Origin of the sequence: Microbacterium sp. Root280D1 (assembly GCF_001428975.1) — a bacterium.
Lineage (GTDB): Bacteria > Actinomycetota > Actinomycetes > Actinomycetales > Microbacteriaceae > Microbacterium.
This window is the reverse complement of record NZ_LMJK01000001.1, coordinates 751812-776215: the sequence shown is the minus strand read 5'-3', so window position 1 is coordinate 776215 and position 24404 is coordinate 751812. Positions and strand designations below refer to the sequence as shown.

General features: G+C 69.5%; 21 protein-coding genes. 7 read left to right on the top strand and 14 right to left on the bottom strand.

The annotated features are described in order from the left end of the window. Positions 1-8: 8 nt before the first annotated feature. Both ASE34_RS03785 and ASE34_RS03780 read left to right on the top strand, forming a co-directional pair. Entirely contained in the window at positions 9-1406 is a 1398-nt protein-coding gene (locus ASE34_RS03785) for an MFS transporter (RefSeq protein ID WP_056276675.1), read from the top strand. 28 nt (positions 1407-1434) lie between these two features. Next, a complete protein-coding gene (locus ASE34_RS03780) occupies positions 1435-3189 on the top strand; it encodes an aldehyde dehydrogenase family protein (protein WP_056276672.1) in 1755 nt (584 codons plus the stop codon). Between the two features lie 24 nt (positions 3190-3213). On the opposite strand, the gene pip is transcribed toward ASE34_RS03780, so the two are convergent. Both pip and ASE34_RS03770 read right to left on the bottom strand, forming a co-directional pair. After that, positions 3214-4176 carry a prolyl aminopeptidase gene (gene pip / locus ASE34_RS03775; protein WP_171821979.1) on the bottom strand — a complete coding sequence of 321 codons (963 nt, stop codon included), beginning with the start codon at positions 4174-4176 and terminating at the stop codon, positions 3214-3216. A gap of 9 nt (positions 4177-4185) precedes the next feature. Beyond that, a complete protein-coding gene (locus tag ASE34_RS03770) occupies positions 4186-5067 on the bottom strand; it encodes a neutral zinc metallopeptidase (protein WP_056276671.1) in 882 nt (293 codons plus the stop codon). A gap of 50 nt (positions 5068-5117) precedes the next feature. Here ASE34_RS03770 and ASE34_RS03765 point away from each other — a divergent pair, with 50 nt between their 5' ends. Then, positions 5118-6107 (top strand): malate dehydrogenase, encoded by a 990-nt coding sequence (locus ASE34_RS03765; RefSeq protein ID WP_056276666.1) that lies wholly within the window; start codon positions 5118-5120, stop codon positions 6105-6107. 52 nt (positions 6108-6159) lie between these two features. Beyond that, positions 6160-6630, top strand: a complete 471-nt coding sequence (locus ASE34_RS03760; RefSeq protein WP_056276664.1) for a recombinase family protein — start codon at positions 6160-6162, stop codon at positions 6628-6630. A 25-nt stretch (positions 6631-6655) separates the two neighbouring features. Here the strand turns inward: ASE34_RS03760 and ASE34_RS03755 are convergent, their stop codons facing one another. The 12 genes from ASE34_RS03755 to ASE34_RS03700 all read right to left on the bottom strand — a co-directional run bounded on the left by ASE34_RS03755 (position 6656) and on the right by ASE34_RS03700 (position 19885). Further along, positions 6656-7408 (bottom strand): hypothetical protein, encoded by a 753-nt coding sequence (locus ASE34_RS03755; protein WP_056276661.1) that lies wholly within the window; start codon positions 7406-7408, stop codon positions 6656-6658. Then, positions 7408-8619, bottom strand: a complete 1212-nt coding sequence (locus ASE34_RS03750; protein WP_056276658.1) for a hypothetical protein — start codon at positions 8617-8619, stop codon at positions 7408-7410. The genes ASE34_RS03755 and ASE34_RS03750 overlap by 1 nt, the downstream gene beginning before the upstream one ends. After that, a complete protein-coding gene (locus tag ASE34_RS03745; protein ID WP_053098679.1) occupies positions 8619-8915 on the bottom strand; it encodes a hypothetical protein in 297 nt (98 codons plus the stop codon). The genes ASE34_RS03750 and ASE34_RS03745 overlap by 1 nt, the downstream gene beginning before the upstream one ends. Then, positions 8912-9214, bottom strand: a complete 303-nt coding sequence (locus ASE34_RS03740) for an SAV_915 family protein (protein ID WP_053098678.1) — start codon at positions 9212-9214, stop codon at positions 8912-8914. The genes ASE34_RS03745 and ASE34_RS03740 overlap by 4 nt, the downstream gene beginning before the upstream one ends. A 19-nt stretch (positions 9215-9233) precedes the next feature. Further along, positions 9234-13208: a type VII secretion protein EccCa gene (gene eccCa / locus ASE34_RS03735; RefSeq protein ID WP_056276657.1), complete on the bottom strand. Its 3975-nt coding sequence runs from the start codon at positions 13206-13208 to the stop codon at positions 9234-9236. Then, positions 13205-14449, bottom strand: a complete 1245-nt coding sequence (locus ASE34_RS03730) for an FHA domain-containing protein (protein ID WP_053098676.1) — start codon at positions 14447-14449, stop codon at positions 13205-13207. The genes eccCa and ASE34_RS03730 overlap by 4 nt, the downstream gene beginning before the upstream one ends. After that, a complete protein-coding gene (locus ASE34_RS17735; protein WP_053098675.1) occupies positions 14446-15810 on the bottom strand; it encodes a hypothetical protein in 1365 nt (454 codons plus the stop codon). The genes ASE34_RS03730 and ASE34_RS17735 overlap by 4 nt, the downstream gene beginning before the upstream one ends. 118 nt (positions 15811-15928) lie before the next feature. After that, positions 15929-17356 (bottom strand): hypothetical protein, encoded by a 1428-nt coding sequence (locus ASE34_RS03720; RefSeq protein ID WP_056276654.1) that lies wholly within the window; start codon positions 17354-17356, stop codon positions 15929-15931. Then, entirely contained in the window at positions 17346-18683 is a 1338-nt protein-coding gene (locus ASE34_RS03715) for a S8 family peptidase (RefSeq protein WP_082586491.1), read from the bottom strand. Before ASE34_RS03715 ends, ASE34_RS03720 begins: the two co-directional genes overlap by 11 nt. After that, positions 18683-19120, bottom strand: a complete 438-nt coding sequence (locus ASE34_RS03710; RefSeq protein WP_053098672.1) for a hypothetical protein — start codon at positions 19118-19120, stop codon at positions 18683-18685. Before ASE34_RS03710 ends, ASE34_RS03715 begins: the two co-directional genes overlap by 1 nt. A gap of 127 nt (positions 19121-19247) precedes the next feature. Then, positions 19248-19529, bottom strand: coding sequence for a WXG100 family type VII secretion target (locus ASE34_RS03705; RefSeq protein ID WP_082298072.1), 282 nt, complete (start codon positions 19527-19529; stop codon positions 19248-19250). Positions 19530-19570: 41 nt separating this feature from the next. Then, the gene (locus tag ASE34_RS03700) at positions 19571-19885 is read right to left on the bottom strand and encodes a WXG100 family type VII secretion target (protein WP_053098670.1); all 315 of its coding nucleotides are present in this window, start codon (positions 19883-19885) and stop codon (positions 19571-19573) included. A gap of 443 nt (positions 19886-20328) precedes the next feature. Here ASE34_RS03700 and eccD point away from each other — a divergent pair, with 443 nt between their 5' ends. The 3 genes from eccD to ASE34_RS03680 are packed head-to-tail and all read left to right on the top strand — an operon-like array spanning position 20329 to position 24359. Continuing rightward, complete coding sequence (gene eccD, locus ASE34_RS03690; RefSeq protein WP_056276643.1) at positions 20329-21663, top strand: type VII secretion integral membrane protein EccD; 1335 nt, start codon at positions 20329-20331, stop codon at positions 21661-21663. Between the two features lie 3 nt (positions 21664-21666). After that, on the top strand, positions 21667-23019 hold the full coding sequence (eccB, locus tag ASE34_RS03685) for a type VII secretion protein EccB (RefSeq protein ID WP_056276640.1): 1353 nt from the start codon (positions 21667-21669) through the stop codon (positions 23017-23019). Then, complete coding sequence (locus ASE34_RS03680; protein WP_056276636.1) at positions 23019-24359, top strand: S8 family serine peptidase; 1341 nt, start codon at positions 23019-23021, stop codon at positions 24357-24359. The genes eccB and ASE34_RS03680 overlap by 1 nt, the downstream gene beginning before the upstream one ends. The last annotated feature ends 45 nt before the right edge of the window (positions 24360-24404 follow it).

The following is a 24404-nucleotide window of genomic DNA, read 5'->3' as shown; positions in this document are numbered from 1 at the left end:
CTGGCGCGATGAGCACCGCGGCTCGGCCCGAACGGGCGTCCGTCCGCCTGCCCGTTCGCACGGTCGCCCTGTACGCGATCGGCTCGCTCGGCACAGGCGGCTATGCCACGCTGCCCGGGCTCGTGCTGACGTACTTCCTGACCGACAATCTCGGCGTCGCCGCACTCGCGGCCGGTCTCATCGTGACCGCGGCGAAGATCTGGGACGTCGTCATCGACCCCCTGATCGGCGCAGCCTCGGACCGCCAGTACGCGAAGACCGGTTCGCGTCGCGGACTCATGGTCGTCGGCGCTCTGACGCTCCCCGTGTTCTTCGCGTTGACCTTCGCGGTGCCGCCGGCGTGGGGGCCCCTCGCCGGCGCGGTGTGCGTGCTGCTCGCGTTCCTCGCCACCGCGACGTCATTCAGCCTGTTCCAGGTGCCTTACGTCGCGCTGCCCGCCGAGCTGACCTCAGGGTACGACGAGCGCACCCGCCTGCTCGGGTGGCGCGTGGTCGTGCTCACCGCATCCATCCTGCTCTTCGGCGCCGGTGGACCCGAGTTGAGACGGGCGACCGCCGACCCCGTCACGGGATACCTGCTGATGGGCGTGGTCGCCGGTGTGGTCATCGGCATCGGCATGCTCATCGCATCGCGGACAGCCGATGCGGCCGCGCGGAGCATGGCCGCGGCTGACCGACCGAAGGCCCTCGCCCCCGTGGGCCTGCGTGAGCAGTACGCTGCGGGCCTGCACACGTTGCGTCGCAGCCAGCCCTTCCGCGCACTGCTCGGCACGTTCCTGCTGCAGGCTCTCGCCACCGGCACGATGCTCGCCGGCGCGCAGTACGTGGCCACCTGGGTGCTGCGCTCGGAGGACGCCGTCACGCTGGTCTTCCTGGCGCTCGTCGGCCCCGCCCTGGTGGCGACGCCCGGCTGGACGATCGTGGCGCGACGCCTGGGCAAGGAGCGGGCGTTCGCGATCGCGAGCGGAATCTTCCTGACCGCCGCCGCATCGCTCGTCGTCGCGGTCTGGACGCCGGGAGCATGGATGTACGGCTCGATCGCGGTGGCGGGCATCGCCTACGCCGGACTGCAGTCGCTGCCCATGGCGATGCTCCCCGACGTGATCTCGCACGATGAGCGGCACAGCGGGCGCGGGCAGGCGGGCACCTTCACGGGAGTGTGGACGGCGGGAGAGACCATCGGGTTCGCGCTCGGAGCGAGCGCTGTGTCCCTCACCCTCGCCGCGACGGGCTACGTGTCGAGCATCGCAGGTGCCACAGCCTCACAACCGGATGCCGCGATCACGGGCATCGTGCTCGCGTTCAGCATCCTCCCCTCGTTCCTGATGGCAGCGAGCCTGCTGACGCTCCGCCGCTACCGTCTGCGTCGCGCCGACATCGACACCCGACCGGAGTACGCGACATAAGCTGGGATCCCGTCCGAAGGAGACGCCGATGACTTCTGCGACAACGCCCGCCGCTTCGACGGCGAGCCCCGAGCTGGGTGAGGCCGAGCGCACTCGCCTCGACACCGCGATCGAGGACCTGCACGCCGGCACCCGAACCTGGGCAGCGCTGACGCTGGCTCAGCGGGTCACGCTCCTGCGGGCCGTCCGCTCGAGCGTCGCCGCCGCTGCTGAGGACTGGGCGCACACCGCAGCCGCCTCGAAGGGCCTCGACGCCCGGCATCCGCTGCGTGGCGAGGAATGGCTCAGCGGTCCCTACAGCGTTCTCGGCGCCCTCGACGCCTACATCGAGACCCTCGCGCGCCTCGCGCACGGCACCAATCCGCTCGACGGGATCACGATCGACCGCGCCCCGGGTGGACGCACCCGCGTGCATGCCTTCCCTCTCACGGGCCTCGATCGGTTCCTGCTCTCGGGCTACACGGGCGAGGTCTGGCTCGAACCCGGGGTGACCCCGAACGGCGCACGCGCCGCGGCCGGACTGGCCCAGCGCACGCCCTCGGAATCGGGGGGCGTGGGGCTCGTGCTCGGCGCCGGCAACATCACCTCCATCCCCGTGCTCGACGTGCTCTACGAACTGCTCGCGCACAATCGCACGGCGCTGCTCAAGGTCAATCCGACCCAGGATGCGCTGGTGCCCGTCTACAAGCGGGCGCTCGCACCGCTCATCGGCCCAGGACTGCTGCGCATCACCCGTGGCGGGCCCGAGGTCGGCACCTACCTCACCGGCCATTCCGGCCTCGCGCACGTGCACATCACCGGATCGGCCGCGACCTTCGACACGATCGTGTGGGGCACCGGAGCTGCCGCCACCCGGCGACGCCGTGAGGACCGCCCGCTGCTGAAGAAGCCCATCACCGCCGAGCTCGGCGGAGTATCGCCCATCATCATCGTGCCGGGCGAGTGGACCGATGCCGATCTCACGTACCAGGCCGAGCACGTCGCCACCATGCGCCTGCAGAACAGCGGCCACAACTGCATCGCCGGACAGGTCGTCATCATGTCCTCCGACTGGGCGCAGGCCGATGACTTCCGGGCGGCCCTCCGCCGCGCCTATGCGAACGCTCCGGAACGACCGATCTGGTACCCGGGCTCCCCCTCGCGGATGCACCTCGCGACCGACGCGTACCCCGATGCCCTCGTGCTCGGCGACAGGGTGCTGGTCGAGGTCTCCGAGGGCGACGACGCCACGGCGCTGCAGAGCACCGAGTACTTCGCCCCGGTGCTGGGCGTCGTCTCGCTCACCGGAACCGGTCAGGAGTTCCTCGACTCGGCGGTGGCCTATGCGAATGACCGGCTGCAGGGGACCCTCGGGGCGAACCTGCTCATCGAGCCGTCGACTGAGAAGGCCCTCGGCGCCGGATTCGACCGTGCCATCGCCGCCCTGAGCTACGGGTCTATCGCGATCAACGGCTGGACCGCCTTCGGCTTCATCACCCCGACGATGACCTGGGGAGCATTCCCCGGCAGCACGATCGCCGACGTCGGCAGCGGCATCGGAGTGGTCCACAACGCGCTCCTGCTCGACCGCGTCGAGCGCTCGGTGATCCGCGGACCGTTCCGTCCCTTCCCCCGGTCGCTCCCGGTGGCGAATGGCGGCGGACGCCTCAGCATCCTCCCGAAGCCGCCGTGGTTCGTCTCCGCGCGTACGGGGGCGACGGTCAGCGAAGGGCTCACGCGATTCCGCGCCGACGGCGGTCTGATCCGGCTGGTGAAGACGCTGACTGCGGCTCTGCGCGCCTGACGCACTCCCTGCGGCCGCGAGCCGTCAGGCCGAGAAGCGGTCGGTCGCTGCACGCAGCGCTCGCTGGATGCCGGGCTCCGTCGCCGAGTGACCCGCGTCGTCGACCACGACGAACTCCGCCTCCGGCCAGGCCACGTGCAGATCCCACGCCGTCATCATCGGCGTGCACACGTCGTGGCGTCCCTGCACGATGACCGTCGGGATATGGCGGATGCCGTCGACACCGTCGATCAGCTGACCCTCGCTCCACCATCCGCGATTCACGAAGAAGTGATTCTCGATCCGGGCGAAGGCGATAGCCGTGTCCGGGTCTGACATCGCCTCGATCTGCGCGGCGTCCGGGCGAAGGGTCACGGTCGACGCCTCCCACCGTGACCAGGCCACCGCCGCCGGACCATGCACCGCAGGGTCGGCGTCGAACAGACGCCGGTGGTAGGCCTCGATCATGTGCGAGCGCTCGAGCACCGGAATCGGAGCGATGAACTCCTCCCACAGGTCGGGGAACAGCGCGGCGGCCCCGCCCTCGTAGAACCATTCGAGCTCTGCGCGCCGAAGGGTGAAGATGCCTCGCAGGATCAGCTCGCTGACGGCATCCGGATGAGCCTGCGCATAGGCGAGTGCGAGCGCGCTACCCCACGATCCCCCGAACACCTGCCACTGCTCGACGCCGAGGTTCTTGCGCAGCAGCTCGATGTCGGCGATCAGGTGCGCGGTGGTGACGAAGCGGAGGTCGGCGTCCGGCGCACTCGCGTGCGGGGTGCTGCGCCCGCAGCCCCTCTGGTCGAGCAGCACGATGCGGTAGACCTCCGGGTCGAAGAATCGTCGCTGCCAGGGCGAGGTGCCACTGCCCGGTCCGCCGTGGAGGAAGACCACGGGCTTGCCCTCGGGGTTCCCGCTGACCTCCCAGTACATGCGGTGTCCGTCACCGACGAGCAGCTCGCCCGTCTCATGGGGCTCGATGGGCGGGTACAGCGCGTCCAGGTCCATCGCGCCTGCCTACAGCTCTCCGCCGGACACGGTCAGCGGCTGCTCACAGACGTCCAGACCGTTGGTGTATCCCTGGGCGAACCAGGCCTTGCGCTGCACACTCGTGCCGTGCGTGAAGCTCTCGGGATTGACGGTGCCGGACGACTGCTGCTGGATGTTGTCGTCGCCGACGGTGTTCGCGGCGTTAAGGGCGTCCTCGAGCTCCGCCTCGGTCGGCGGCAGGAGGTAAGGAACCCCGTCGGGGTCCTTCTCCTTCGTCATCTGCCCGATCCACGCACCCGCATAGCAGTCGGCCTGCAGCTCGACGCGCACGCCGTTGCTGTCCGGCCCCGTGCCGTTGTTCGGGTACCTGTCCATGACGCCGGTGATGTACTGGATGTGGTGTCCCCACTCGTGCCCGACGATGTACAGCTGGGCGAGGTTGCCGGCGGATGCTCCGAACTGCTGCTCCATCAGATCGAAGAACGTGGGGTCGATGTAGACCGTCTCATCCGGCGGGCAGTAGAAGGGACCGACCGCGTTCGACGCGGTGCCGCAGGCGGTCGAGGTCGCTCCATCGACCACGATCAGCTGCGGCGGCCGATACGGATCGATGTAGTCCTCCCAGTAGCCGTCGAGCGCGAGCTGGGATGCGGCGACACGGCAGTCGACGTTCTCGTTGGCATCCTCGCCGGTCTGGCAGTTCTCGATCACACTGCCACCCTGCGGCTCCGTCCCGCCACCGGTCGTGCCGCCGCCCAGGAGGCCGGTCAGATCGATGCCGAGCAGGGGTCCGGCGATCAGGGCGATGATGCCGAGCAGGCCGACGCCGCCCGCTCCGGCTACGACGGCACCACGGCCACGTCGGCGGGCCGTGTTGCCGGAGACGTCTGCGTCAGGGTTGAAGGTCATGCCACGAGGGTACTCTGCACCACGGGCTCGCACCGTCGTAGGCTCGAGGCATGACGACCACCATCACGCTCACGGGTGCGGGCGGACAGATCGGCTACGCACTGCTCTTCAGGATCGCCGCGGGAGACCTGCTGGGCCCCGACGAGAAGGTACGGCTGCGGCTGCTGGAGATCCCTCAGGGGCTCGGCGCCGCCGAGGGTGCGGCCCTCGAACTGCAGGACGGCGCCTTCGGACTGCTCGAGCACGTCGAGGTCACGGACGACCCGGCCGTCGGCTTCGACGGGTGCGATATCGCTCTGCTCGTCGGCGCGAGACCGCGCGGGCCGGGCATGGAGCGCGGAGACCTGCTCGCGGCCAACGCCGGCATCTTCGGTCCCCAGGGTGCCGCTATCGCCGCCCATGCCGCGGATGGCGTGCGGGTCACGGTGGTCGGCAACCCGGCGAACACGAACGCGCTGATCGCGTCGGCCTCGGCGGACGGCGTTCCGGCCGAGCGATTCGCGGCGCTCACCCGGCTCGACGAGAATCGCGCCAGAGCCCAGCTGGCGCAGACGCTCGCCGTGCCGGTCGACACCGTGCGACGTGTGCCGATCTGGGGCAATCACTCCGCGACGCAGTTCCCCGACGTCTCGCACGCGACCGTCGGCGGCAGGCCCGTCGCGGATGCGCTCGAGGCCATCGTCGGCGATGTGCCCACGTGGCTCGAGCAGACCTTCATCCCCCGGGTCGCGAAGCGAGGTGCCGAGATCATCGAGGTGCGCGGCTCATCGTCCGTCGCCTCCGCCGCGAACGCCACGATCGAGCATGTGCGCGACTGGGTGCGCGGCACCGACGACTGGACCTCGGCCGGCGTGGTCTCGCATGGCGAGTACGGCGTGCCCGCCGGCCTGATCTCGTCGTTCCCCGTGCGGTCGGTCGACGGAGAATGGCAGATCGTCGAGGGGCTCGAGGTCAGCGAGTGGGCCCGCACGCGCATCGATGCCTCGGTGGCCGAGCTCGTCGAGGAACGGGACGCGGTCACAGCCCTCGGGATGCTCTGAAAGGTCACCGCTCCGGCTCCGCGCAGGGCAGAATGGATGCCGGAGGTGCGCGATGAGCGAGACGATCGATCCCATGAAGGCGACGGCATCCGTCGACGAGGCCCTGACGAGCCCGCTGCATCTGCCGCACGCGGCTGCGGAGTGCCCCAAGTGCTTCACAGAACTGCAGCAGAATCGCGACTTCTGGCTCGCACGCCCGGACGGTTCACGTCTGGTCGGGCTCGTGGTCTCCCGCGAGGGCATGCCCTCGGTGGTCGAGCAGCGCGACGATCTCACGCGTTTTGGGGTGCCGATCGAAGGATTCCGGCACCCCGCTCCCGACATCCTCGAGAGCTGGAGCGATCGGCTGTCGCGATTGATCAGCACGCTGAAGCCCGGTGACGTCCTGGTCGTGGCGAACATCAACGCTCTCGGCCGCGACTCCGAAGAGGGCGCGCGTACCGCCAAGGAGCTGCGTCGCCACGGCATCATCGTCAAGGTGCTGAGTCACGACGCGCGTCATCTGGCCGACGCCACGCGCTGAGCTCGCGGGTTCACATGTCTCGCGCTCAGAAGTCTCCCGAGCGAAGTCGAGCGAGAGTTCCCGCTCCGATCTCGGCGCGGGCCTCGGGGCGTTTCCCGTAGAAGGAGACGAGTTCCGCGAGGATCACCGGATCACTCGCGAGATCGCGCGTCGCCCACGAGGATGGACGCGTCGTCGTCGTCCGGACGACCACGCGATCGCCCTCCAACGATGCAGCCGAGATCTCATCCCAGGCCGCATTCACGCGGTTGCGTGGAATCCGCAGCTCGACCCCGTCACGACGCAGGGTGAGGCGATGGCCGTCGAGAGGACGGAACCACGAGCGCACGCCGACGGTGAGCAGGATCAGCCCGATCACCGGCACGCCCAGCAGAGTCAGTATCGTCATCCGTTCGGCAGGAACGGTGAAGATGCTCCACGCCCATCCGGCGAGGAGCAGCGCTCCGGCTGCGACGAACGCGCGCAGCGGCCAGACGACCTCCGCCGCACCGCCGAACACGACCGTCGATCCGTCGACCGCAACCCGTACGACCCTCACTCGTTCGATCCGGAGATGAGCGGTCAACAGCCACGCCGCGACGCCGACCGCCAGCACGACCCCCGATCCGAGGAGCTTCATGGCCGGGGCGGGGTCAGCCAGCAGTGTGACCGCATAGAAGACGACTGCTGCCGTGAGCACGACGCCGAGCACCACCAGCCCCGTCGTCGACCCCTTCTGGCCCTGCCATCCGGCATGGCCGGGAACCCAGACGGTCTCCGCGGTCTTCTCCTGCCCCATCACCCGAACAGACCCTTCCACGCCTTCCCGACGCCGTCACCGACGTCGCCGACGAAATCGGTGGTGTTCTCCCACGCGTCCTCGGCGAAGTCCGTGGTCGCGTCCCATGCGTTCTCCATCCCTGCATCGATGGACTCCCGCACGTCCTGCGGCACCCAGCTCTCGTACGCCCAGACAGCGCCGGCGCCCACTGCCACCGCAGCCCCGCCGACGACGACCGCAGTGCCCCAGACCGGCAGAGTGATCACGCCCGCCGCGGCGAGAGCCGCGACGCCGGCGGTGGCAGCGATGCCGCCGATGACACCGCCGCCGATCTCCACAGCAGTGGAGGAGGGGTCGTCACCTGTGGACATGTCGGAACCCAGGTTCCAGATGTCGATGCCCCAACCCACGACCGGCAGCGCCTTGCCCGCTCGGGAGAGTCGCCGAGCGAGGTCTTCCGCCTCGTCCGCCGCCCAGCGCATTCCGCCGGGGTTGGCCGCCTCAGCAGCCGCCTTCACAGCCGGGTTCCCGGACCGCAGCTCGCGCACGAAGTCGGAGGCCCCGAGGCGGAGATCCTCCGCATGGGAGACAAGGTCGGTCGCCGTCGTCTTCCACGCGAGCGCCTGCCCTTCCAGGTAGATCTTCGGAGCCTCACCGCCCGCCTCGTGGAGCCCGGCGAGGATCTTCTGTGCGGTGGACTGCGTCGGGAGCCCATCGAGGAAGCCGTCGAGATTCTCGCTGATCCAGACTTCGAGCTCGCCCCACCACGAACCGACGTCCTCGGCGATCTTGTTGTACAGGTCGATGCGGTCGAGGTGCTGCTGCCACTCATCCCAGTACGGATCGTCGCGCGTCGCAGGACACACGGGAATCAGGGAGACCGGCCGACCGATCACCATTCCGTTCACGGGGAGCCCCTCGCCGCGGGCCTTCTCCCGATGCGCGGCGAAGTCCTCCTTCATCCGCTCCAACTGGCCGGCGTACGAGCGCAGCTTCTCCGCCGCGTCGCGCGCCAACCCTGCGATCTCGTCCGCCGCGTCCGTGGTCCGCGACAGGATGGTGACGTAGTCGTCAGCCGATTCGCCGTACCAGTGCGATCGCACGCCCGTGGGGATGAAGCTCGTCGTGCGGGACGAACCGTCGGCCGCGTCTTTCAGACCGGGATCGAGCCACTCCGCAGCCGCCCGCACCTGCGCGGCGTCACCATGGGTGGTCGTGTCGATCGTCATCAGAGGTCCTCGACGATCGTCGCGACCGGGGTGAGCTGATCGATCACGTCCTGCTCGTTCGTCGCGGAATCCTGTGCGATGGCACGGACGATCTCTCCGAGCGTGCCGTTGATCCGGTACAGCGCGTCGACGCCGTCACCGACCCGCATCATGATCGCCGCCACCGCATCGGAAGCGAGGCCACCGTCGACGGCGGTCGGAATGGCGGCGAGCTTGCCTTCGATCGCCTCCACGGCCTCCTCATGCATGCTCGCGTGGACGGCCATGACCTCCGGGTCCATCGCGATGCGAGTCATGCGATCGCCCCGTCCCGTCGATACGACGCGGGCACATCGAGATCGAAGATCACGACGTCGTACGGCTGCGCGCGTTTGATCTCCGCGAGGTCCTCGGTGCGCACCAGGATCCACGGCTGCCGTTCGCCCGCAAGCGTCAGCAGCCGGTCGAGCGCCGTGTATGCGAGGAGAGCGAGTCGCCCGTCCTTCAACTCCCTGATCTCGACGAGCTGCGCCTCCGGAGTCGACGTCACGCTCAACGGCAGATACAGCACGGGCGGCACCATCGGCTGAGACGGCGTTAGGGGTTCGAAGGTCATGACGGCCTCTCTCTCGGTCCTACTGGTAGCTCGGCGGCACCCACAGCAGCTGGGCGGCGACCAGCCCGCGGTCTCGGCTGACGATCTGGGCACGCCCCGGAATGGCCGGGATCGCCTTGACCTTGCCGATCAGCTGACCCTCCTCGGGGTTTCCCGAGAGCAGGATGCCGGTGGCACCCAGGTCGGTCATCCGCTGGATGATCGGATCGTAGGCCGCGCGGCTGGCTCCGCCGGTGCGACGCGTGAGGATCACGTGGAGCCCGAGGTCGGCGGCCTGCGCGAGCAGAGGTGCGAGCACAGCGACCGGATTGCCCTGCGACGTCGCCACGAGGTCGTAGTCGTCGATCAGCACGAAACCTTCGGCGCCCTTCCACCACGACCGGGAGCGCAGCTGGTCGGGCGTGACATCGGCGCCGGGGATGCGGCTCTGGAAGAACTGCGCGAGCTCGCTCATCCCGCCCTCGGTCATCTCGTGCGACGTGAGGTAGGCGCCGAGATACTCCTGCGGGATCTCGCCCAGCAGTGCTCGGCGATAGTCGACGACGAAGATCTTCGCCTCCGTCGGGCCGTAGAGACGCGTGATCTCATGCACGACGCCACGGAGCATCGACGACTTGCCCGAGTCGGCGTCGCCGTAGAGATAGAGCAGAGGCTCTTCGAGCGGATCGATCGAGAACGGGGCCAGGTTGGCCTCGTCGATTCCCAGCAGGATCTCGCGGGGTTCCGAGCCGTCGGTCGAAGCGGCGGCGGCGACCGCTCGCAGATCGGCGTGGCTGATGCGCGACGGCAGCAGACGAAGCTTCGGACCCGCGGGGCCGTGCCACGCTGATGCCACCCGGGTGACCAGGTCGTCGATGCCGTCGGCCAGCGAGGAGGCGTCATCGACACCGTCGATGCGCGGCAGTGCGGTCAGCATCTGCAGGCCGTTCTCGTTGAGTCCGCGGCCCGGGATCGACGTGACGTTCTCGGCGGCCTTGCGGTTGACCTCGGAGTCGGTCGGATCGCCGAGGCGCAGCTCGATGCGGGTGCCGATGAGGTCCTTGATGTTGGCTCGGACCTCCATCCAGCGCGACGCCGTGATGACGATGTGCACACCGTAGGTGAGACCGCGCGCGGCGATCGCCTGGATCTGCGGTTCGAGCATCTCGAACTCGGCACGCAGGGTTCCCCAGCCGTCGACCAGGAGGAAGATGTCGCCGTAGCCGTCGTCGGCGAGGCCCTGGGCGCGGCGCTGGCGATAGGTGTCGATCGAGTCGATGCCGTTCTGACGGAAGTACACCTCGCGGGCGTTGAGCAGGCCCGTGACCTCGGCCACCGTGCGACGCACGATGTCGGGTTCCGAACGCGTGGCCACCCCGCTGATGTGCGTGAACCGCTGCAGGCCGGTGAAGCTGCCGCCGCCGAAGTCGATGACGAAGAACTGCACCTCCTGCGGAGTGTGCGTGAGCGCCAGTGCGACCAACGTGGTGCGGGCGAGGGTGCTCTTGCCGCTGAGCGGAGCACCCACGATCGCCATGTGACCGGCCGCCCCTCCGAGCGAGATCGCGAGGTTCTCGCGTCGCTGTTCGAGCGGCACGTCGACGATTCCCAGCGGCACGGTGAGTGCGCCGGCGCCCCGCCAGCGCGGGGAGATGAGACCGAGGGCGGGGTCTTCGACGAGGTCGCCGAACAGCTGGTCGAGCGTCGCGGGCGTCTCGAGCGGCGGGAGCCACACCTGATGGGCGGCCGGTCCTCGGCCACTCATCGTCTCGACGGCGATCTCGAACGTGTTGCGCTTCTCTTCGGGCTCGGCGTCGACGACGACCTCAGGCTCGTCGACGGGCGTCTCGGCCCGCCACACGGGTGCTGCGGTGAAGAGCTCGACCGCTGTCGACCCGGTGCTCTGCGCAGAGCCCGATGCCGCGCGGCGCCGACGGCGGGGCGGGGGCCCGGAAACATAGGCGGCGCGGAACTGCGTCATCGTCTCGGTGTCGGACTTCAGGATTCCGGCACCGGGCTGAGTGGGCAGGTGGTACGCGTCAGGAACTCCGAGCACGGTGCGCGACTCGGCGGCCGAGAACGTGCGGAGGCCGATCCGGTACGACAGGTGCGTGTCGAGACCGCGCAGCTTGCCCTCCTCCAGGCGCTGCGAGGAGAGCAGCAGGTGCACCTGGAGCGAACGTCCGAGGCGACCGATGTTGACGAACGTGTCGACGAACTCCGGCTTCGCCGACAGCAGCTCCGAGAACTCGTCGGCGACGATGAGCAGAGCGGGAAGCGGAGCGAGGTCCGTGCGTCCGCCACGGCGGGCCTTCTCGTAGTCTGCGACGTTGGCGAAGGGCCCCGTCGCCCGCAGCAGCTCCTGACGGCGGACCATCTCGCCCTGCAGCGCATCCTGCATACGATCGACGAGCGAGATCTCCTCGCCGAGGTTAGTGATGATCGCCGAGACGTGGGGCATGTCCGCCATACCGGCGAAGGTGGCACCACCCTTGAAGTCGACCAGCACGAAGTTGAGCTGCTCGGGAGAATGCGTCATCGCCAGCGCGAGCACGAGCGTGCGGAGGACCTCGGACTTGCCCGAACCCGTCGCACCGATGATGAGGCCGTGCGGGCCCATGCCCTGCTGGGCCGATTCCTTGATGTCGAGGATCAGAGGGCTGCCGTCTTCGGTCTGCCCGATGGGCACCCGGAGACGGTCGCGCTCGAGACGCGGAGCCCACGCGGCATCGAGATCGAGATCGCGGACGTCGGGAAGGCCGAGCAGCTCGACGAGCTCCGCCTGATCCGTCGCGCTCTTCTTCTTCGCGATGGTCGTGCCACCCGCGTAGAGGGCGATGAGTCGACGCGCTGTCGCCTCGGCCTCGACGATGCTGATCGAGTCTGCTTCGAACGGACGCGCGGGAACCTGCAGGCTGACCAGCTCGGCTCGGCGACCCTTGTCCCCCGGCTCGAACGCGATGCGCAGGGCGTTCGGATCGTCGAGATCGCCCCACCGTGAGGGGAGGTCGATCACTGTCACACCCTGCACGCCGTCGCCGCTGACGAGCGCGTCGTTGAAGGAGGTGCTGACCCCATCGGTCAGGATGACGATGTGCGGCACCTTGGCACCGGATCCGTCACGCGCGAAACGCGACCGCTCCCTGACCTCGGCCGGAAGCATCTCCTCGAGCTCCGACAGCTGAGATCCGATCATGCGCGCAGCGCCGAGCCCGTCCCTGACCGTGCGCGAGTGCGTGTGCGGCATCCACTTCGCCCACTCCCACTGCGGGAGCACCGCCGCGTCCGCCGCGATGACGACCTGCACCGTGTCGGGATCGTGCATCGTCGCGAGGTGCAGCAGGATGGCGCGCGCGAGGCCGCGGGACTCGGTCTCGTCTCCCGTGATCTCGACACGGGCGTAGTCGCGCAGCGTGATGCCGAGCGAGAGGTTCTTCTGGATCTCGTGCGTCAGCATGAAGCGGTGCGCGGCAGAGGCGGCGACCGGGTCGAGCTGGGCGAGCGGCGGCAGCTCCGGTGCCTCGAGCGAGATGCACAGCGGCTGGTCGCTCGTGCCGACACGCACCGTGAGGAAGTCGGGGTCGTTCATCCCGCGTTCCCACACCCTGGTGCGCTCTTCCGCGATGTACGGCAGCGCCGACGGTGCGGGGAGGTGCCAGTTCGCGGCACGGCGCTGCTGGCGAGCCGCGACCCGCACGGTCTGACGCAGCTCGGTCAGGTAGGCGAGATACTCACGGCGCGAGCCGAGCGTCGCGGCCTGCCGCTGGGATCGCTGACGCCATCCGTTCACCGCCACGAAGCCGAGCGACGACAGCAGGAACATCCCGCCGGTGAGCAGTCCGGTCACCGACTGGTTCGACATCGTGACCATGACGATCGCGCCCACGCTGCCCAGCATCGGCAGGAGGGATCCGAGGATTCCCATACCGCCGTCATTGGGCTGCAGCTCGGGCGGCGCCTGGACGGGGAGCTTTCCGGAGGGGACTCGGGGCGGCGCGAGACGGGGTCCTGTCATGCTCTCTCTCCGGCGCTGCTGTCGGTGGCCAGCAGGAGGCTGATGGTGAAGCTCCGATTGCCGATGCGCACCCGGTCGGCATCGTCGAGCAGAACGCGCTCGCCGGCGACGAGCTCGGTCGTCTGCCCGTCGTCGGATCGGATGTCGGACCCGTTGGTGGAGCCGAAATCGGTCACCCAGGTTCTGCCGCGCGAGTGCTCGAGCCGGAGGTGCGTCTTCGACACCGAGGAGTCGGGGTCGGTCACGGTCACCAGCCGATCGTCGTGCACACTCGCCACCGGCGCGCGACCGATGTTCGCCGCCAGAGGGAGCCCCAGCTGCACGCGCTGGCCGGTGTCGAAGATCAGGAGCAACGCCCCGGACTCGGATGCCGGAGTCGGAGCATCGGAATGCTGCGCAGCCGCCGGGGCGACCGTGAAGAGCGGCTTGTCGTCACCCTGGGCCGCGGGGGCGGGCTTCTCGGTGCGGTGCGAGGCCGCGCGGGCGTCGGTGGGCTCGGAGTCCTCGTCGACGACGGACGGATGGGCACCGAGAGGCACGACCTGCGGAGGAGCGAGCGGAGTGGCGACCTCGGCGACCGTCGCCTCCTGCGGCGCATCGGCGGGCGCCCGCGGCGGGACGGCGACGACGACCGTGCCGGCCACGCGATCGGCCCACGATTGACGACGTCCGCCACGGTCCCATGCGCTCGAGGCGACGACGACCCAGCTGCCGACCGCGACGAGGAAGCCGGCGCCGGTGATGATCCCCCGCACGAACTGGCGCCCCACGCCGGGCGAGTACGGCCGGTCGCCGCGAGACGCGCGCAGACGCAGCACGGCGTTGCCCAGGGTGAGTCCTGTGCGCGCTTCGAGCACGCACAGGAAGATGGCGAGCTCGGCGACCGTGAGGCCGGCCAGCAGCATGCTGCGAGTGGTGATGAGGACGATGGACGCGGCGAGGATGACGGCGGCGCTGTCGAGCGTGAAGGCGGCGATCCGCGCCCCGGTCCCCGCGGGCGAGCCGACGAAAGCCGGACCGAGCCCGTCTTCGGGTCGTCTCGTCCTGGCGCGTGTCGAGACGATCGGAGTGGGGCTGGGAGGCGCGGATGCGGACCGGAGGGGCGCGCCGTCGACACCGGGGGCCGCGGCGATCAGCGCCGGCGGGAGCGCCGGGACCTCCCCGAGCTGGCCGGGTCCGGGCTGGACGGGTGGGATCGCTCCACCGCCCGGCCAGGACTGTGGTTCACCGTTCCCGCTCATCCGGCCATCATTCCACGAACGAGGGACAGCACATTCGCGTAGAGCAGCGCGGCGGGAAGGGCGAGGGCGACGGCGAGCCATTCGAAGGCGTCACCGAAGCGCGACCAGATGAGCGAGCTCGCACCGCGAGAGACGGGGATGATCACGGCGACCGCCGCGAGGCCCACCGCGAACAGCACGGCGGCGCCGAGCACCTGGAAGCCGGAGCCCAGCGCTGCGGCCGCCTGCAACCCGGCGACCACGGACACGACCGCCGCCGCCGCACGCGGGAGCCAGCGGAGGATGCGCGACGTCGTGTGCCGAGGGGTCAGGAGGAGTGCGAGCGCGACGCAGACGAGGAGTGCGATGCCACCCGAGATCACGAAGGGGTCGTCCGGCCACGGGCGCAGGAAGGCGAGAGGAGCCATGAGCGCGGCGACGACGCTGAGCACTGCTGTTCCGGCGATGAGCCGGGCCGAGGAGTCATCGACGACGGCGATGATGCGCTCGGGCCGCAGCAGCCCGACCGACTCCGGGATCGCTCCTCGAACCGTCCACCGGCTGGTCATGAAGTGCTTGTAGTCGATGAAGTACCCCTCCGGGAGGTTCACCAGGCTGCTGGGCAGTGCGCGCAGCCCGAGCGGCACGAGTCCGAGAGAGATGGCTGCGGCCTCGGCGGGGCCCCATCGCAGCAGCAGCGAGAGCCCCCAGACCGCCGCGAGACCCACGAGGAGCACCGTCGCCGTTCCGGCGGCCGCGCGCATCGGACGGGCTCGGGCAGAGACGGCGATGACCGAAGTGGTGATGCCCGCGGCGAGGAACCCGGATGCGGCGGAGAGGTGCGCACTCGCGTCGAGCTGAGCCGGGATCAGGAGCGCTCCGGCCGAGAACGACAGGAGGACAGGCGCGAGGACGCCGAGGATGCCGCGCACCCCCGCTGCGGAGTCCCGGCGCGACCATGCGACGGCACCGCTCACGGCGCCGACCACGAGGAGGAGACCGATCAGGAGCCTGAGCAGCGGATCTCCGGCCCCCTGGGCGAAGACCGCGACGAGCAGCAGTCCGCTGACGCCGAGCATCCACCATCGGGCGCCGTGGTCCGCGCGCGAAGGCCGCTCCGGCGCGCCCGTGGCTCGCGCCTGCGGCGCGAGTGCCGTGCGGTCGATCAGCGCGTAGAGGCCTCCGTCGATGAGGTCCTCGCATTCGGTGTCGCCGGGGATCTCGAATCCGCCGGGACCGATCGTCGCGAAGCGATCGGCCGTCGACAGTCCGCTGAGGACGAGCGCGTCATCGAGGGTCTCGTCGAAGGGAAGCGAGAGGTCGAAACGACGGTCCTCGCTCTGAAGAACGATCCGACGCCGTTCTACCGTTTCGACTGACATACCTGAACCCTATCGACCGTGTGCGGCTGCTCACTCCGCGGCGTGACCGACCACCGACCATGCACGCGTGCGGGTCGTGGACGGCATCCGCCGTCCACGCCCGCCGCGGTGATCCTGATCAGTCCGCGTGCTCGTCGCGGGAGCCCGCCTGGGCGCCCTTGGCACGCGGACCGCGCTCCTCGTCGTCTTCGAGCTTGGGAGCGATCGGACCACCGAGACCGGAGCGCTTGGCCTTCTCCTCCTCGTCGGCGCCTCCCGCGCCGCCCATCATTCCCATACCCGGACGCATGCCGGAGCCTGCTGCGCCGGACGAGCCCGCCGCACCGCCTGCTCCGCCGACACCGCCAGCGCCACCGACGCCGCCAGCGCCACCGACACCTGAGCCGAATCCACCCGCGCCGCGCGCACCCACTCCGCCGACGGCGGACTTGCCCAGCAGGCCGCCAGTGCCTCTCTGGCCGGCGCCGGACGAGCCTCCGAGTGCGGATCCGCCGAGGGTGCCCATGCTGCCGATACCGGCGATCTTGGATCCCGCAGCGATGGCAGCGGCTCCTGCGCCGCCGCCCACGATGCCGCCGATGCCGCTGCCCCCACCGATGACTCCGCCGGGGAGCGTCGAACCGGGGTGCAGCGGATACCCGCCTCCATTTCCTGAACCGCCGCCGCCGGTGCCTCCCGGCAGCACGCCGCCGCCGGGGAAGTCGACCGTCGGGTCATCGCCGCCGGTATCACCGGGGCCTCCCGGTCCGTCGGGGTCGTACTCCCAGTCTCCGGGACCATCGGGAATCGTCGGATAGGTGGGGTCAGGCAGGTACTCGGGGACCGTCGGGTCCGTCGGCGTCGGCGGGACATACTCGCCGACCCCTCCTCCACCGCCACCGGTCTGGTATCCACCGCCACCGGGCGTGTACCCGGACGGGCCGCCGCCGATCCCCGGGGATCCGATCCTCGGGGCGTCGATCTCCGCGCCCGGGATCGGCTCGTCAGAACCGGACGGGGCCTTCGACGACCGGTAGTCGACCTCGTTCATCGCGCGGGCCGCCTGAGCCAGCTTGTTCGTCGGCTCCGTCAGCGACGCCTCGACCTTCTGAACGACCTCGCGCGCGGCATCCTCCCGCTGGTTGCCGAGGAAGTCGCCGATGGCGTCCAGAGCCTTGTCCGCCGCGAGCGGACCGAGGACCGGGTGCACCACCAAGGACGCGCCCTTGGCAGCGTTCGCCCAGAAGGGGTCGATCGATGCCGACGGGAGTTCGGCGGCCGCGATCTCGCGTCGAGCCGAGTTGCCTTCGACGACCGCGGAGTCCACGGCCTCGACGAGTCTGAGAATGGCCGACACCTTCGACCGGATCTCGTCGATGTCAGCGGTCGCCCCCTTGGCGGACTCGCCCTCCCAGAACTCGGAGAGGCGCACGGCCGAGAGCGCTCGCTCCAGTGAGGTGAACGCATTCGTCACGGCCGAGAGCCGCGGGATGATCGAGTCGTCGAGCTGCCGGATGCGGTTCAGTTCCGCCTCGTACCCGCCCGGGCCCATCTGCTTACCGGCCATGGTTTCCCCCTTGTTCGGTGGTGTCTCGTCGTGAGGAGCGTGTCAGTACGATCGCGAGGATGATCCCGCCGATCACCAGCAGCAGGAGGACGATCCCTCCGCCGATGAGCCAGGGAGTGATCGGCGATGCCTGCTGATCGGGTTGCTCGGCGACCGGCGCGTCCGTCGGGACGGGTGTCTGCGCGCCGCCTCCGAGCGCCGCCTTCGCCTCGTTCACGTCGCCGAGAGACGGCTGCGCGTACGTGTCCTCGGTGTCGAAGAGCGGATTCACGTCAGGATATTTCGACGGGTCGACCGCGAGCATCCCGGTGAGGGAGGCCGCTCCATACCCGGTGCTGTCGTTCCACTCCGGCTCGTGCTCGCCCTTGGTGCCCGTGTTGTGGATCAGGCTCTGGATCAGCTGCCCTGCTGTCGCATCCGGGTACTTCTGCTTGACCATCGCGAGGAAGCCCGCGACGATAGGCGTCGAGAACGACGTTCCCGACCCGATCTGCTGGGCGTCCCAGGAATCCGGGGTCCCCTGCAGGAGGAGCCCGACCCCGGGTGCGGCGACGACGACGTCCTCCGCCAGGTTCGGCTTGCCGTTCGTTCCGGTCTGGATCTTGCCGTCCTCACCGAAGGCCTGCACCGCGACGACTCCGTTGAGCCCCGCGGGCCACAGGCTGATCCCGTCCTCGTTCGACATGCCGGCGACGACGACCGCGTCGGAGGCATAGGCGTCGGCGAGACCCTGCCGCATGTTGATGCTGCTTCCGGAGGAGATCGAGATGATGTCGGCGCCATCTGCCGCGGCGTCCGAGATCGCGCGGTCGAGAGCGAAACGACCGTCGTCGCCCAGCTCCTCGCCGTTCTCCTGGAGGCACTCCGCATCGCCGCCGTCTTCGCCGATGACGCCGTCGAGGACGCCGGTGCTGTAGAAGACCACCTCTGCCCCCGGCGCCACACCCTTGACCGGGGCGCCCCCGGCCGGAGCCTCGCCGGTTCCGGCGATCATCGAGACCACCTGGGTGCCGTGAGAGGACTTGCCGTACTCGGCAGAGACCGCCGGATACGGCTGGCCGGTCGCGTCGAAGCAGTACGAGGAGTCATCGACGGTGACGTTCGCCCCGCGGAGCCCGACCACGTCGGGGTTGATCTGACTGTCGATCACGGCGATCTTGATTCCCGCCCCGTCGAAGCCCGCATCGTGCGCCTCTTGGACCTTGCCGCGATCGAACCACCACAGACCCGACGCGGCGGCCGCTGTCGCGCTCGAGGGCACGGCGATCGCGGCGGCCAGCGCCATAGCGCCGACCGCCGCGATCACTCCGCGGCGAGTGCGTCTCATCAGTAGTCGGCCTCTTCGGGCTCATCGGCACCCGTAGACGTCGGTGCAGATGCCTGGACTCCGGCTGAGCCCCCACCCGTCGCGCCGGTCCCAGCGCCTGTCGATGTCGCGGTGTCGCCGTCGCCCTGGGCGACGGCCGAGTCCAGCAGCGACACGATCAGCTTCGTCTCGTCGGCGAGCGACGCGTCCTGCTCGGCGATCTGCATCACGGCGGCGCGAATCACGTCGTGAGTGTCCTGGATCTTGGCGATGGTCCGCGCCGTGGCGTCTCCCATCGACTGCGCGGCATCGGCCACGGCCCGCCGGAAGTCGACGGTGGCCTTCGACGACCCTCCCTCGGAGACCGCCACCTCAGACGGGCTGGGGAACTCCTGCAGCTCACGCAGGATCCGCTTCAGCTCAGCAAACACTCCATCGAAGTCGATTGCGATGCTCATCGACGACCCTCCCCTTCACAACGGCAGATGATTCCGAAACATCTGCTGCGCCCTCCGACTCGATCGCCGAACAGCACAGTAGACGGCGCGGGCCCGGCGCATCGCTGCGTCGGGCCCGCGCCACGGATCAGGCCCCGAAACGCCCAGCGGCCGACTTGTCGGTCTGGACGTACTGGCCCGAGATCTCCTCGGTCTTGCCCGCGATCTGCGTGAGAAGCTGCTGCATCTCGCTCAGCGAACGGTTCCACTTGGCCTGAGCCTGGTCATACGCCTGCTGCGCGGAACCATCCCACGCCGCACGGAGCTTGCTGACCTCGGACTCGAGACGGTCCAGCTCGGAACGAATACCCTGCGACCCGCTGCGGATCTGCGCTGCCAGAGCGTTGACCTGCTCCGGGCGAACTGACATCGACTGCATCATGTTCTCCTTGAAATCTCTGTGGTCTACGCTCAGGCGCCCATCATCGAGCCGAGGCCCGAGATGGTCTGCTGGTGAGCTTCTTCGGTCGCAGCCTGGTCACGCTCGGTGCCCGCAAGAGCATCCTCGAGCGTCACGAGGACCTCGTTCAGCTGACGCGCCTGCTCGTCCCAGCGCGACATCAGCGTCGTGAACGACACAGCAGCCGCACCGGTCCAGAAACCACGCAGCTGCTCGATCTCACCGCGGACCTTCTTGGTCTGCTGGTCGATCCCGGACTTGGTCTCCCGCACCGCCTGGGCTCCGCGACGCAGAGCCCCTTCTTCTGCGGAGATGACATCAGCCATAACTCACTCCCTCCGGTCCACATGGGACACACGTGCGGGGGAGCGCATCCCAGTCTTGGGACGACAACGAAACAACCCCCCACGAATCTGTTTCACGACACAGGCTAGAACACATCGGAACGAATCGCCAGATTTCATGATGCATCCGAGCGGAGATCCTGCAGTCGATGGAGAAAATCGAAGATGCTCAGTTCCGCGCCCTGTCACGGGCACACGATCAGCGCACTGGTTCCCCCGCGCTTCGAGTATCGCGTAGAGGCTCGAGAGGTCCTGCCTCCGATCACCAGAACGCACAGCATCCTCTGGGAGATCGTGCAGTCGATGGAGAAACGTCGCATCCTGCGACTGTGCGTTGTCGCACGCCTCAACTAGGGTGAAAGGCGGAATGCGCAGCCACGGGTCTCCTCCCGCCCGGCTGCACACCATGGAGGGGGCATCGTTCCATGACTCAGAGCAGCGCAACGGCAGGCACCGTGCTGCGGCTTTCCGTCGTCAGCGACGACCGTCGGCTCGACGTCGGCGTGCCGTCGCAGGTCCCGCTGGTCGAGATCATCCCCGGGTTCGCCCGGAGTCTCGGCGTGCTCGACCCGACCCTCACCCACGGCGGCTACTCGTTGCAGCGAGCCGATGGCACACCCCTGGACCCGGCACGCGGCGCGGCGGCGCAGGGGGTGCACGACGGAGAGCTGCTCACTCTCGTCCGCGGCGGCCTCATGCAGGAGCCGCGCGTCTACGACGACGTCGTCGAAGCGGTGATCGATGCGACGGCAGAGCAGCACGGCTCCTGGACGCCCGCGGACAGCTCGCGCACGGCGCTCTTCGTCAGCCTCACCTTCCTCGCCCTCTGCGCACTGCTGCTCGTCGCCACACCGCCGACGTCCCTCCTGCCCGCGATCATCGCGGGCTCGGGAGCCATCGTCCTCAGCGTCGCGGCCGCCGTGCTCATGCGTCTCCGTCAGCCGGAAGCCGGACACGCCCTGGGACTCACCGCCGCGGCCTACGGAGGGCTCGCGGGTTTCCTCGCCGTTCCCGTGCAGAGCATCTGGGGCTGGCCGCTCGCGGCCATGGGACTGGGTCTCGTCATCGTCGGCGGCCTCGGCCTCGCCGTCACCCAGGAGAAGCCCGAGATCCATCTCGTGCCGATCGCGCTCGGCGCTTCGATCGGCATCACCGCGACGACCGCCGCGATCTTCGGCGATGCGCTCGCTCCCTACGCGATCATGCTCGCCACGACCGCACTGCTCGCGAACGGCATCCCGTGGCTCGCTCTCAGCTCGACGCGCATCAGAGTCATCTCCCCTCAGAGCGACGCCGACATGTTCGCCGCACCCGAGCCCATCGATGCCGACGAGGTCAAGCGCCGCGCCGCCGCGGGGACACGCACTCTCATCGCACTGCGCGCTGCGCTGGGCCTCGCGGCGCTGATCGCGACCCCTCTGGTCGCCGGGAGCGGCGTCTTCGGCGCTCTGCTCTGCGTGCTCGCGTTCGTGGGCATGATGTTCCAGTCGCGTCAGATCCACGCGCGCCTCGGCGTGCTCGTCCTCATGGCCATCGGCGCGATCGGGCTCGCCGTCACCGGTGTGACGGTGGCACTCGCTCTGCCCGACGTCCGCACCTGGATGCTTCTCATCCTGGTCGTGGCCACCGTGATCCTGGTCGGTCTCACGCTGCTCACGCCGAAAGCGCGTCTGCGGCTCACGAGGCTGGGCGACACGGTCGAGGTCATCGCACTCGCTCTGCTGCTGCCGCTCGGCGTCACGACGGCCGGACTCATCTGACCCATGGCGACCAAGAAGGATCTGATCGAGGCCCAGGGCTTCAGCAGGCGCCGCCTGCTCTCGGCGTTCACCGGCGGAGCCCCCGGGGGCAAAGAGCTCGACCCCGCGAAGCCCCTGCGCGCGGTCGTCGCCGGAGTCGCACTCACGGTCGGCGTGATCCTCGTCGGGGTGTTCTGGGGAATCATGCAGCCCGGGCTCCCCGGCGACTGGCAGAACAACCGCCTGATCGTCGCCACCGACACCGGTGCCCGCTACGTCTCCGTCGAGGGCACGCTGTACCCGGTGATCAACACGGCCAGCGCGCGGCTTCTGATCCCCGCCGGAGAGTTCAAGGTGGTGCGCACGGATCAGGCGGCGCTCGACGGGATCCCGGTCGGCCCCTCGATCGGCATCCTCGGTGCGCCCGATGATCTGCCCGCGCCCGCGGCGCTGATCAACTCCTCCTGGACAGCGTGCATCGACGACACGGCCGGCGCCGCCGTGTCACTGTCGAGCGCGCCGATCGCCGAGGTGTCGACGGGAACCGGTGCCGTCGTCCAGCGCGGCGACGAGCTGTTCGTGATCGCAGACGGCAAACGCCACGCAGTGCCCGCCGACGATGCCAACGCCGTGCTCCGCGCCGTCGGACTCGGCACCAGCGACGTCCTCGAGGTCGACGGACGATGGCTCAACCTCTTCGAGTCCGGTGACGAGCTCGAGCCGATCCGCATCAACGGCATCGGCGCATCGGTGCCCGGAACGGATCTGAGAGCCGGCACGATCGTGCACACCCAGGGCAGCCCTGCCGACGAGCGCTACGTGGCGCTCGGCACCGGCGAGCTCGCCAGGCTCAGTCCCCTCGCATATCAGCTCTACCTCCTCGGCAGCGGCCAGGAGGTCGGTGCTCAGCAGGAGGTCTCCCCCGCCGAGGTCGCCGACGTGGAGACCCGCCCGTACATCGGGGGCGAGGACTGGCCGACGCTGCCGTTGACCACGCTCGCCGCCGGCGAGACGCCCTGCGCGATGCTCACCGATGACGCGCACACGGTGCTCGCGGCGACGACCACCGAGTTGCCCGAGCAGCGCTCCGGCGTCGATGTGAAGGTCGGTGGCGGCGCCCTCGTCGAGGTCACGGGTGGGTCCGAGGACGCGGCGGGTCTGGCCGTGCTCATCGACGAATCCGGCACCGCGTTCGCGATCCCCGGTGCTGCAGCAGCGCAGAACGCCGAGGAGTCCGCAAGCGGCCCCATCGCTCAGCTCGGGTACTCCCCCGATGACGTCGGACAGGTGTCGGACGCGTGGATCGAGTTCTTCGCCGCCGGCCCCGCGCTGACCTCCGATGCTGCGAGAGAGTCGCCCGGCTCGGGGACCGACTGATGCGCGGCCGCACAGCCGCTCTCACGGCCGTCGTCCTCGGCGCCACGCTGCTGGGCGTACCGGCATCCGCTCTGGCATCGCCCGCCGTCCCGACGTCGATCGCATCGATGGCGACGTCCGGCGATGCCTGCACACCCGGCAACGTGGTGTTCACGCCCGAGGTCCCACCCGCCCTCGCACTGCTCGGTGCTGACGAGGCCCACCGCGTCGCCACGGGCCGAGGGGTCGTCGTCGCCGTCGTCGACTCGGGCATCGATGCCGGCAATCCGCATCTCGCCGGAGCCGTGATCGGCGGTGTCGATCTCGTCGGAGACGGCGAGCGGGCTGACGGTCTGACCGACACGACCGGGCATGGCACGGCGATCGCCGGGCAGATCGCCGCACAGCCGGTCGCGGACTCCGGCGTCGTCGGACTCGCGCCCGACGCCCGGCTGCTCTCCGTGCGAGTGTTCCGCAGCGAGCAGCAGCAGGACAAGGACAAGGGGTACGGGCCCACCTCGCAGCGCATCGCGGACGGCATCCACTGGGCGGCCGACAACGGCGCGGACATCATCAACGTCTCGATCTCGCAGACAGCCGACTCCCCCGATCTCCGGGCGGCGGTCGAACACGCGTCCGCCGTCGGCGCCCTGGTCGTGGCGAGCGCCGGGAACAGGGCGTCAGATCCGGACGCGGAAGACGGCGCTCGCTACCCCGCGGCCTATGAGCAGGTTCTCGGGGTCAGCGCGGCCGACGCCACCGGACGCGCGACCGATGACTCGATCCACGGCCCCCAGGTCGGCGTGACAGCCCCCGGAAGCACGGTGCTGAGCGCCGCGGTCGGCGGGGGCGACTGCGTCTTCGCCGCCGATGCCCCTGCCTCGAGCTTCGCGACCGGATACGCGAGCGCGGCCGCCGCACTGGTGGCGCAAGCGCACCCCGAGGATCCGCCCGCCGGCTGGGCGTATCGGCTCACCGCCACCGCGCTGCGAACCGACGCCGACAATCGGGACGACATCGACGGCTGGGGCTTCATCCAGCCGCTCGCCGCCATCGAGCTGCTCCCGGATGAGACGACGCGCGGGCCCGTGAGCCCATACTTCGACACCTCGGAGAGCGCCGTGCGACCGCCCGCAGCCACCGCCGACCCCGACCACGGAGCGTCGCCGTTCCTGCTCACACGGGAGGCCGCGCTGTTCACCGCGATCGGCGGAGCGACTCTGCTCGGTGTGCTCGGCATCCTCATCGTGCTGCGTCGCCGCAGAGAGCAGCCGGTCGTGGATCCGGTCGAGGTCGAACGCGAAGGCGGACTGCTCAACATCCCCGGTCCGGCATCGGGTGACCCGAGCACGTTTCACTGAGACGCGCGGCGCGATGGTCCGCAGCGACACGGCGCGGCCGCTTCA

What these genes read in the sequence shown, in the direction of transcription:
- ASE34_RS03680 (WP_056276636.1), top strand. Translation starts at nt 23,019, where the DNA reads ATGCGCGGCCGCACAGCCGCTCTCACGGCCGTCGTCCTCGGCGCCACG.
- ASE34_RS03730 (WP_053098676.1), bottom strand. Translation starts at nt 14,449, where the DNA reads ATGAGCGGGAACGGTGAACCACAGTCCTGGCCGGGCGGTGGAGCGATC.
- ASE34_RS03750 (WP_056276658.1), bottom strand. Translation starts at nt 8,619, where the DNA reads ATGACGATCGACACGACCACCCATGGTGACGCCGCGCAGGTGCGGGCG.
- ASE34_RS03760 (WP_056276664.1), top strand. Translation starts at nt 6,160, where the DNA reads ATGAGCGAGACGATCGATCCCATGAAGGCGACGGCATCCGTCGACGAG.
- pip (WP_171821979.1), bottom strand. Translation starts at nt 4,176, where the DNA reads ATGGACCTGGACGCGCTGTACCCGCCCATCGAGCCCCATGAGACGGGC.
- ASE34_RS03770 (WP_056276671.1), bottom strand. Translation starts at nt 5,067, where the DNA reads ATGACCTTCAACCCTGACGCAGACGTCTCCGGCAACACGGCCCGCCGA.
- ASE34_RS03720 (WP_056276654.1), bottom strand. Translation starts at nt 17,356, where the DNA reads ATGGCCGGTAAGCAGATGGGCCCGGGCGGGTACGAGGCGGAACTGAAC.
- eccB (WP_056276640.1), top strand. Translation starts at nt 21,667, where the DNA reads ATGGCGACCAAGAAGGATCTGATCGAGGCCCAGGGCTTCAGCAGGCGC.
- ASE34_RS03740 (WP_053098678.1), bottom strand. Translation starts at nt 9,214, where the DNA reads ATGACCTTCGAACCCCTAACGCCGTCTCAGCCGATGGTGCCGCCCGTG.
- ASE34_RS03700 (WP_053098670.1), bottom strand. Translation starts at nt 19,885, where the DNA reads ATGGCTGATGTCATCTCCGCAGAAGAAGGGGCTCTGCGTCGCGGAGCC.
- ASE34_RS03705 (WP_082298072.1), bottom strand. Translation starts at nt 19,529, where the DNA reads ATGTCAGTTCGCCCGGAGCAGGTCAACGCTCTGGCAGCGCAGATCCGC.
- ASE34_RS03785 (WP_056276675.1), top strand. Translation starts at nt 9, where the DNA reads ATGAGCACCGCGGCTCGGCCCGAACGGGCGTCCGTCCGCCTGCCCGTT.
- ASE34_RS03745 (WP_053098679.1), bottom strand. Translation starts at nt 8,915, where the DNA reads ATGACTCGCATCGCGATGGACCCGGAGGTCATGGCCGTCCACGCGAGC.
- ASE34_RS03755 (WP_056276661.1), bottom strand. Translation starts at nt 7,408, where the DNA reads ATGGGGCAGGAGAAGACCGCGGAGACCGTCTGGGTTCCCGGCCATGCC.
- ASE34_RS03765 (WP_056276666.1), top strand. Translation starts at nt 5,118, where the DNA reads ATGACGACCACCATCACGCTCACGGGTGCGGGCGGACAGATCGGCTAC.
- eccCa (WP_056276657.1), bottom strand. Translation starts at nt 13,208, where the DNA reads ATGACAGGACCCCGTCTCGCGCCGCCCCGAGTCCCCTCCGGAAAGCTC.
- eccD (WP_056276643.1), top strand. Translation starts at nt 20,329, where the DNA reads ATGACTCAGAGCAGCGCAACGGCAGGCACCGTGCTGCGGCTTTCCGTC.
- ASE34_RS03715 (WP_082586491.1), bottom strand. Translation starts at nt 18,683, where the DNA reads ATGAGACGCACTCGCCGCGGAGTGATCGCGGCGGTCGGCGCTATGGCG.
- ASE34_RS17735 (WP_053098675.1), bottom strand. Translation starts at nt 15,810, where the DNA reads ATGTCAGTCGAAACGGTAGAACGGCGTCGGATCGTTCTTCAGAGCGAG.
- ASE34_RS03710 (WP_053098672.1), bottom strand. Translation starts at nt 19,120, where the DNA reads ATGAGCATCGCAATCGACTTCGATGGAGTGTTTGCTGAGCTGAAGCGG.
- ASE34_RS03780 (WP_056276672.1), top strand. Translation starts at nt 1,435, where the DNA reads ATGACTTCTGCGACAACGCCCGCCGCTTCGACGGCGAGCCCCGAGCTG.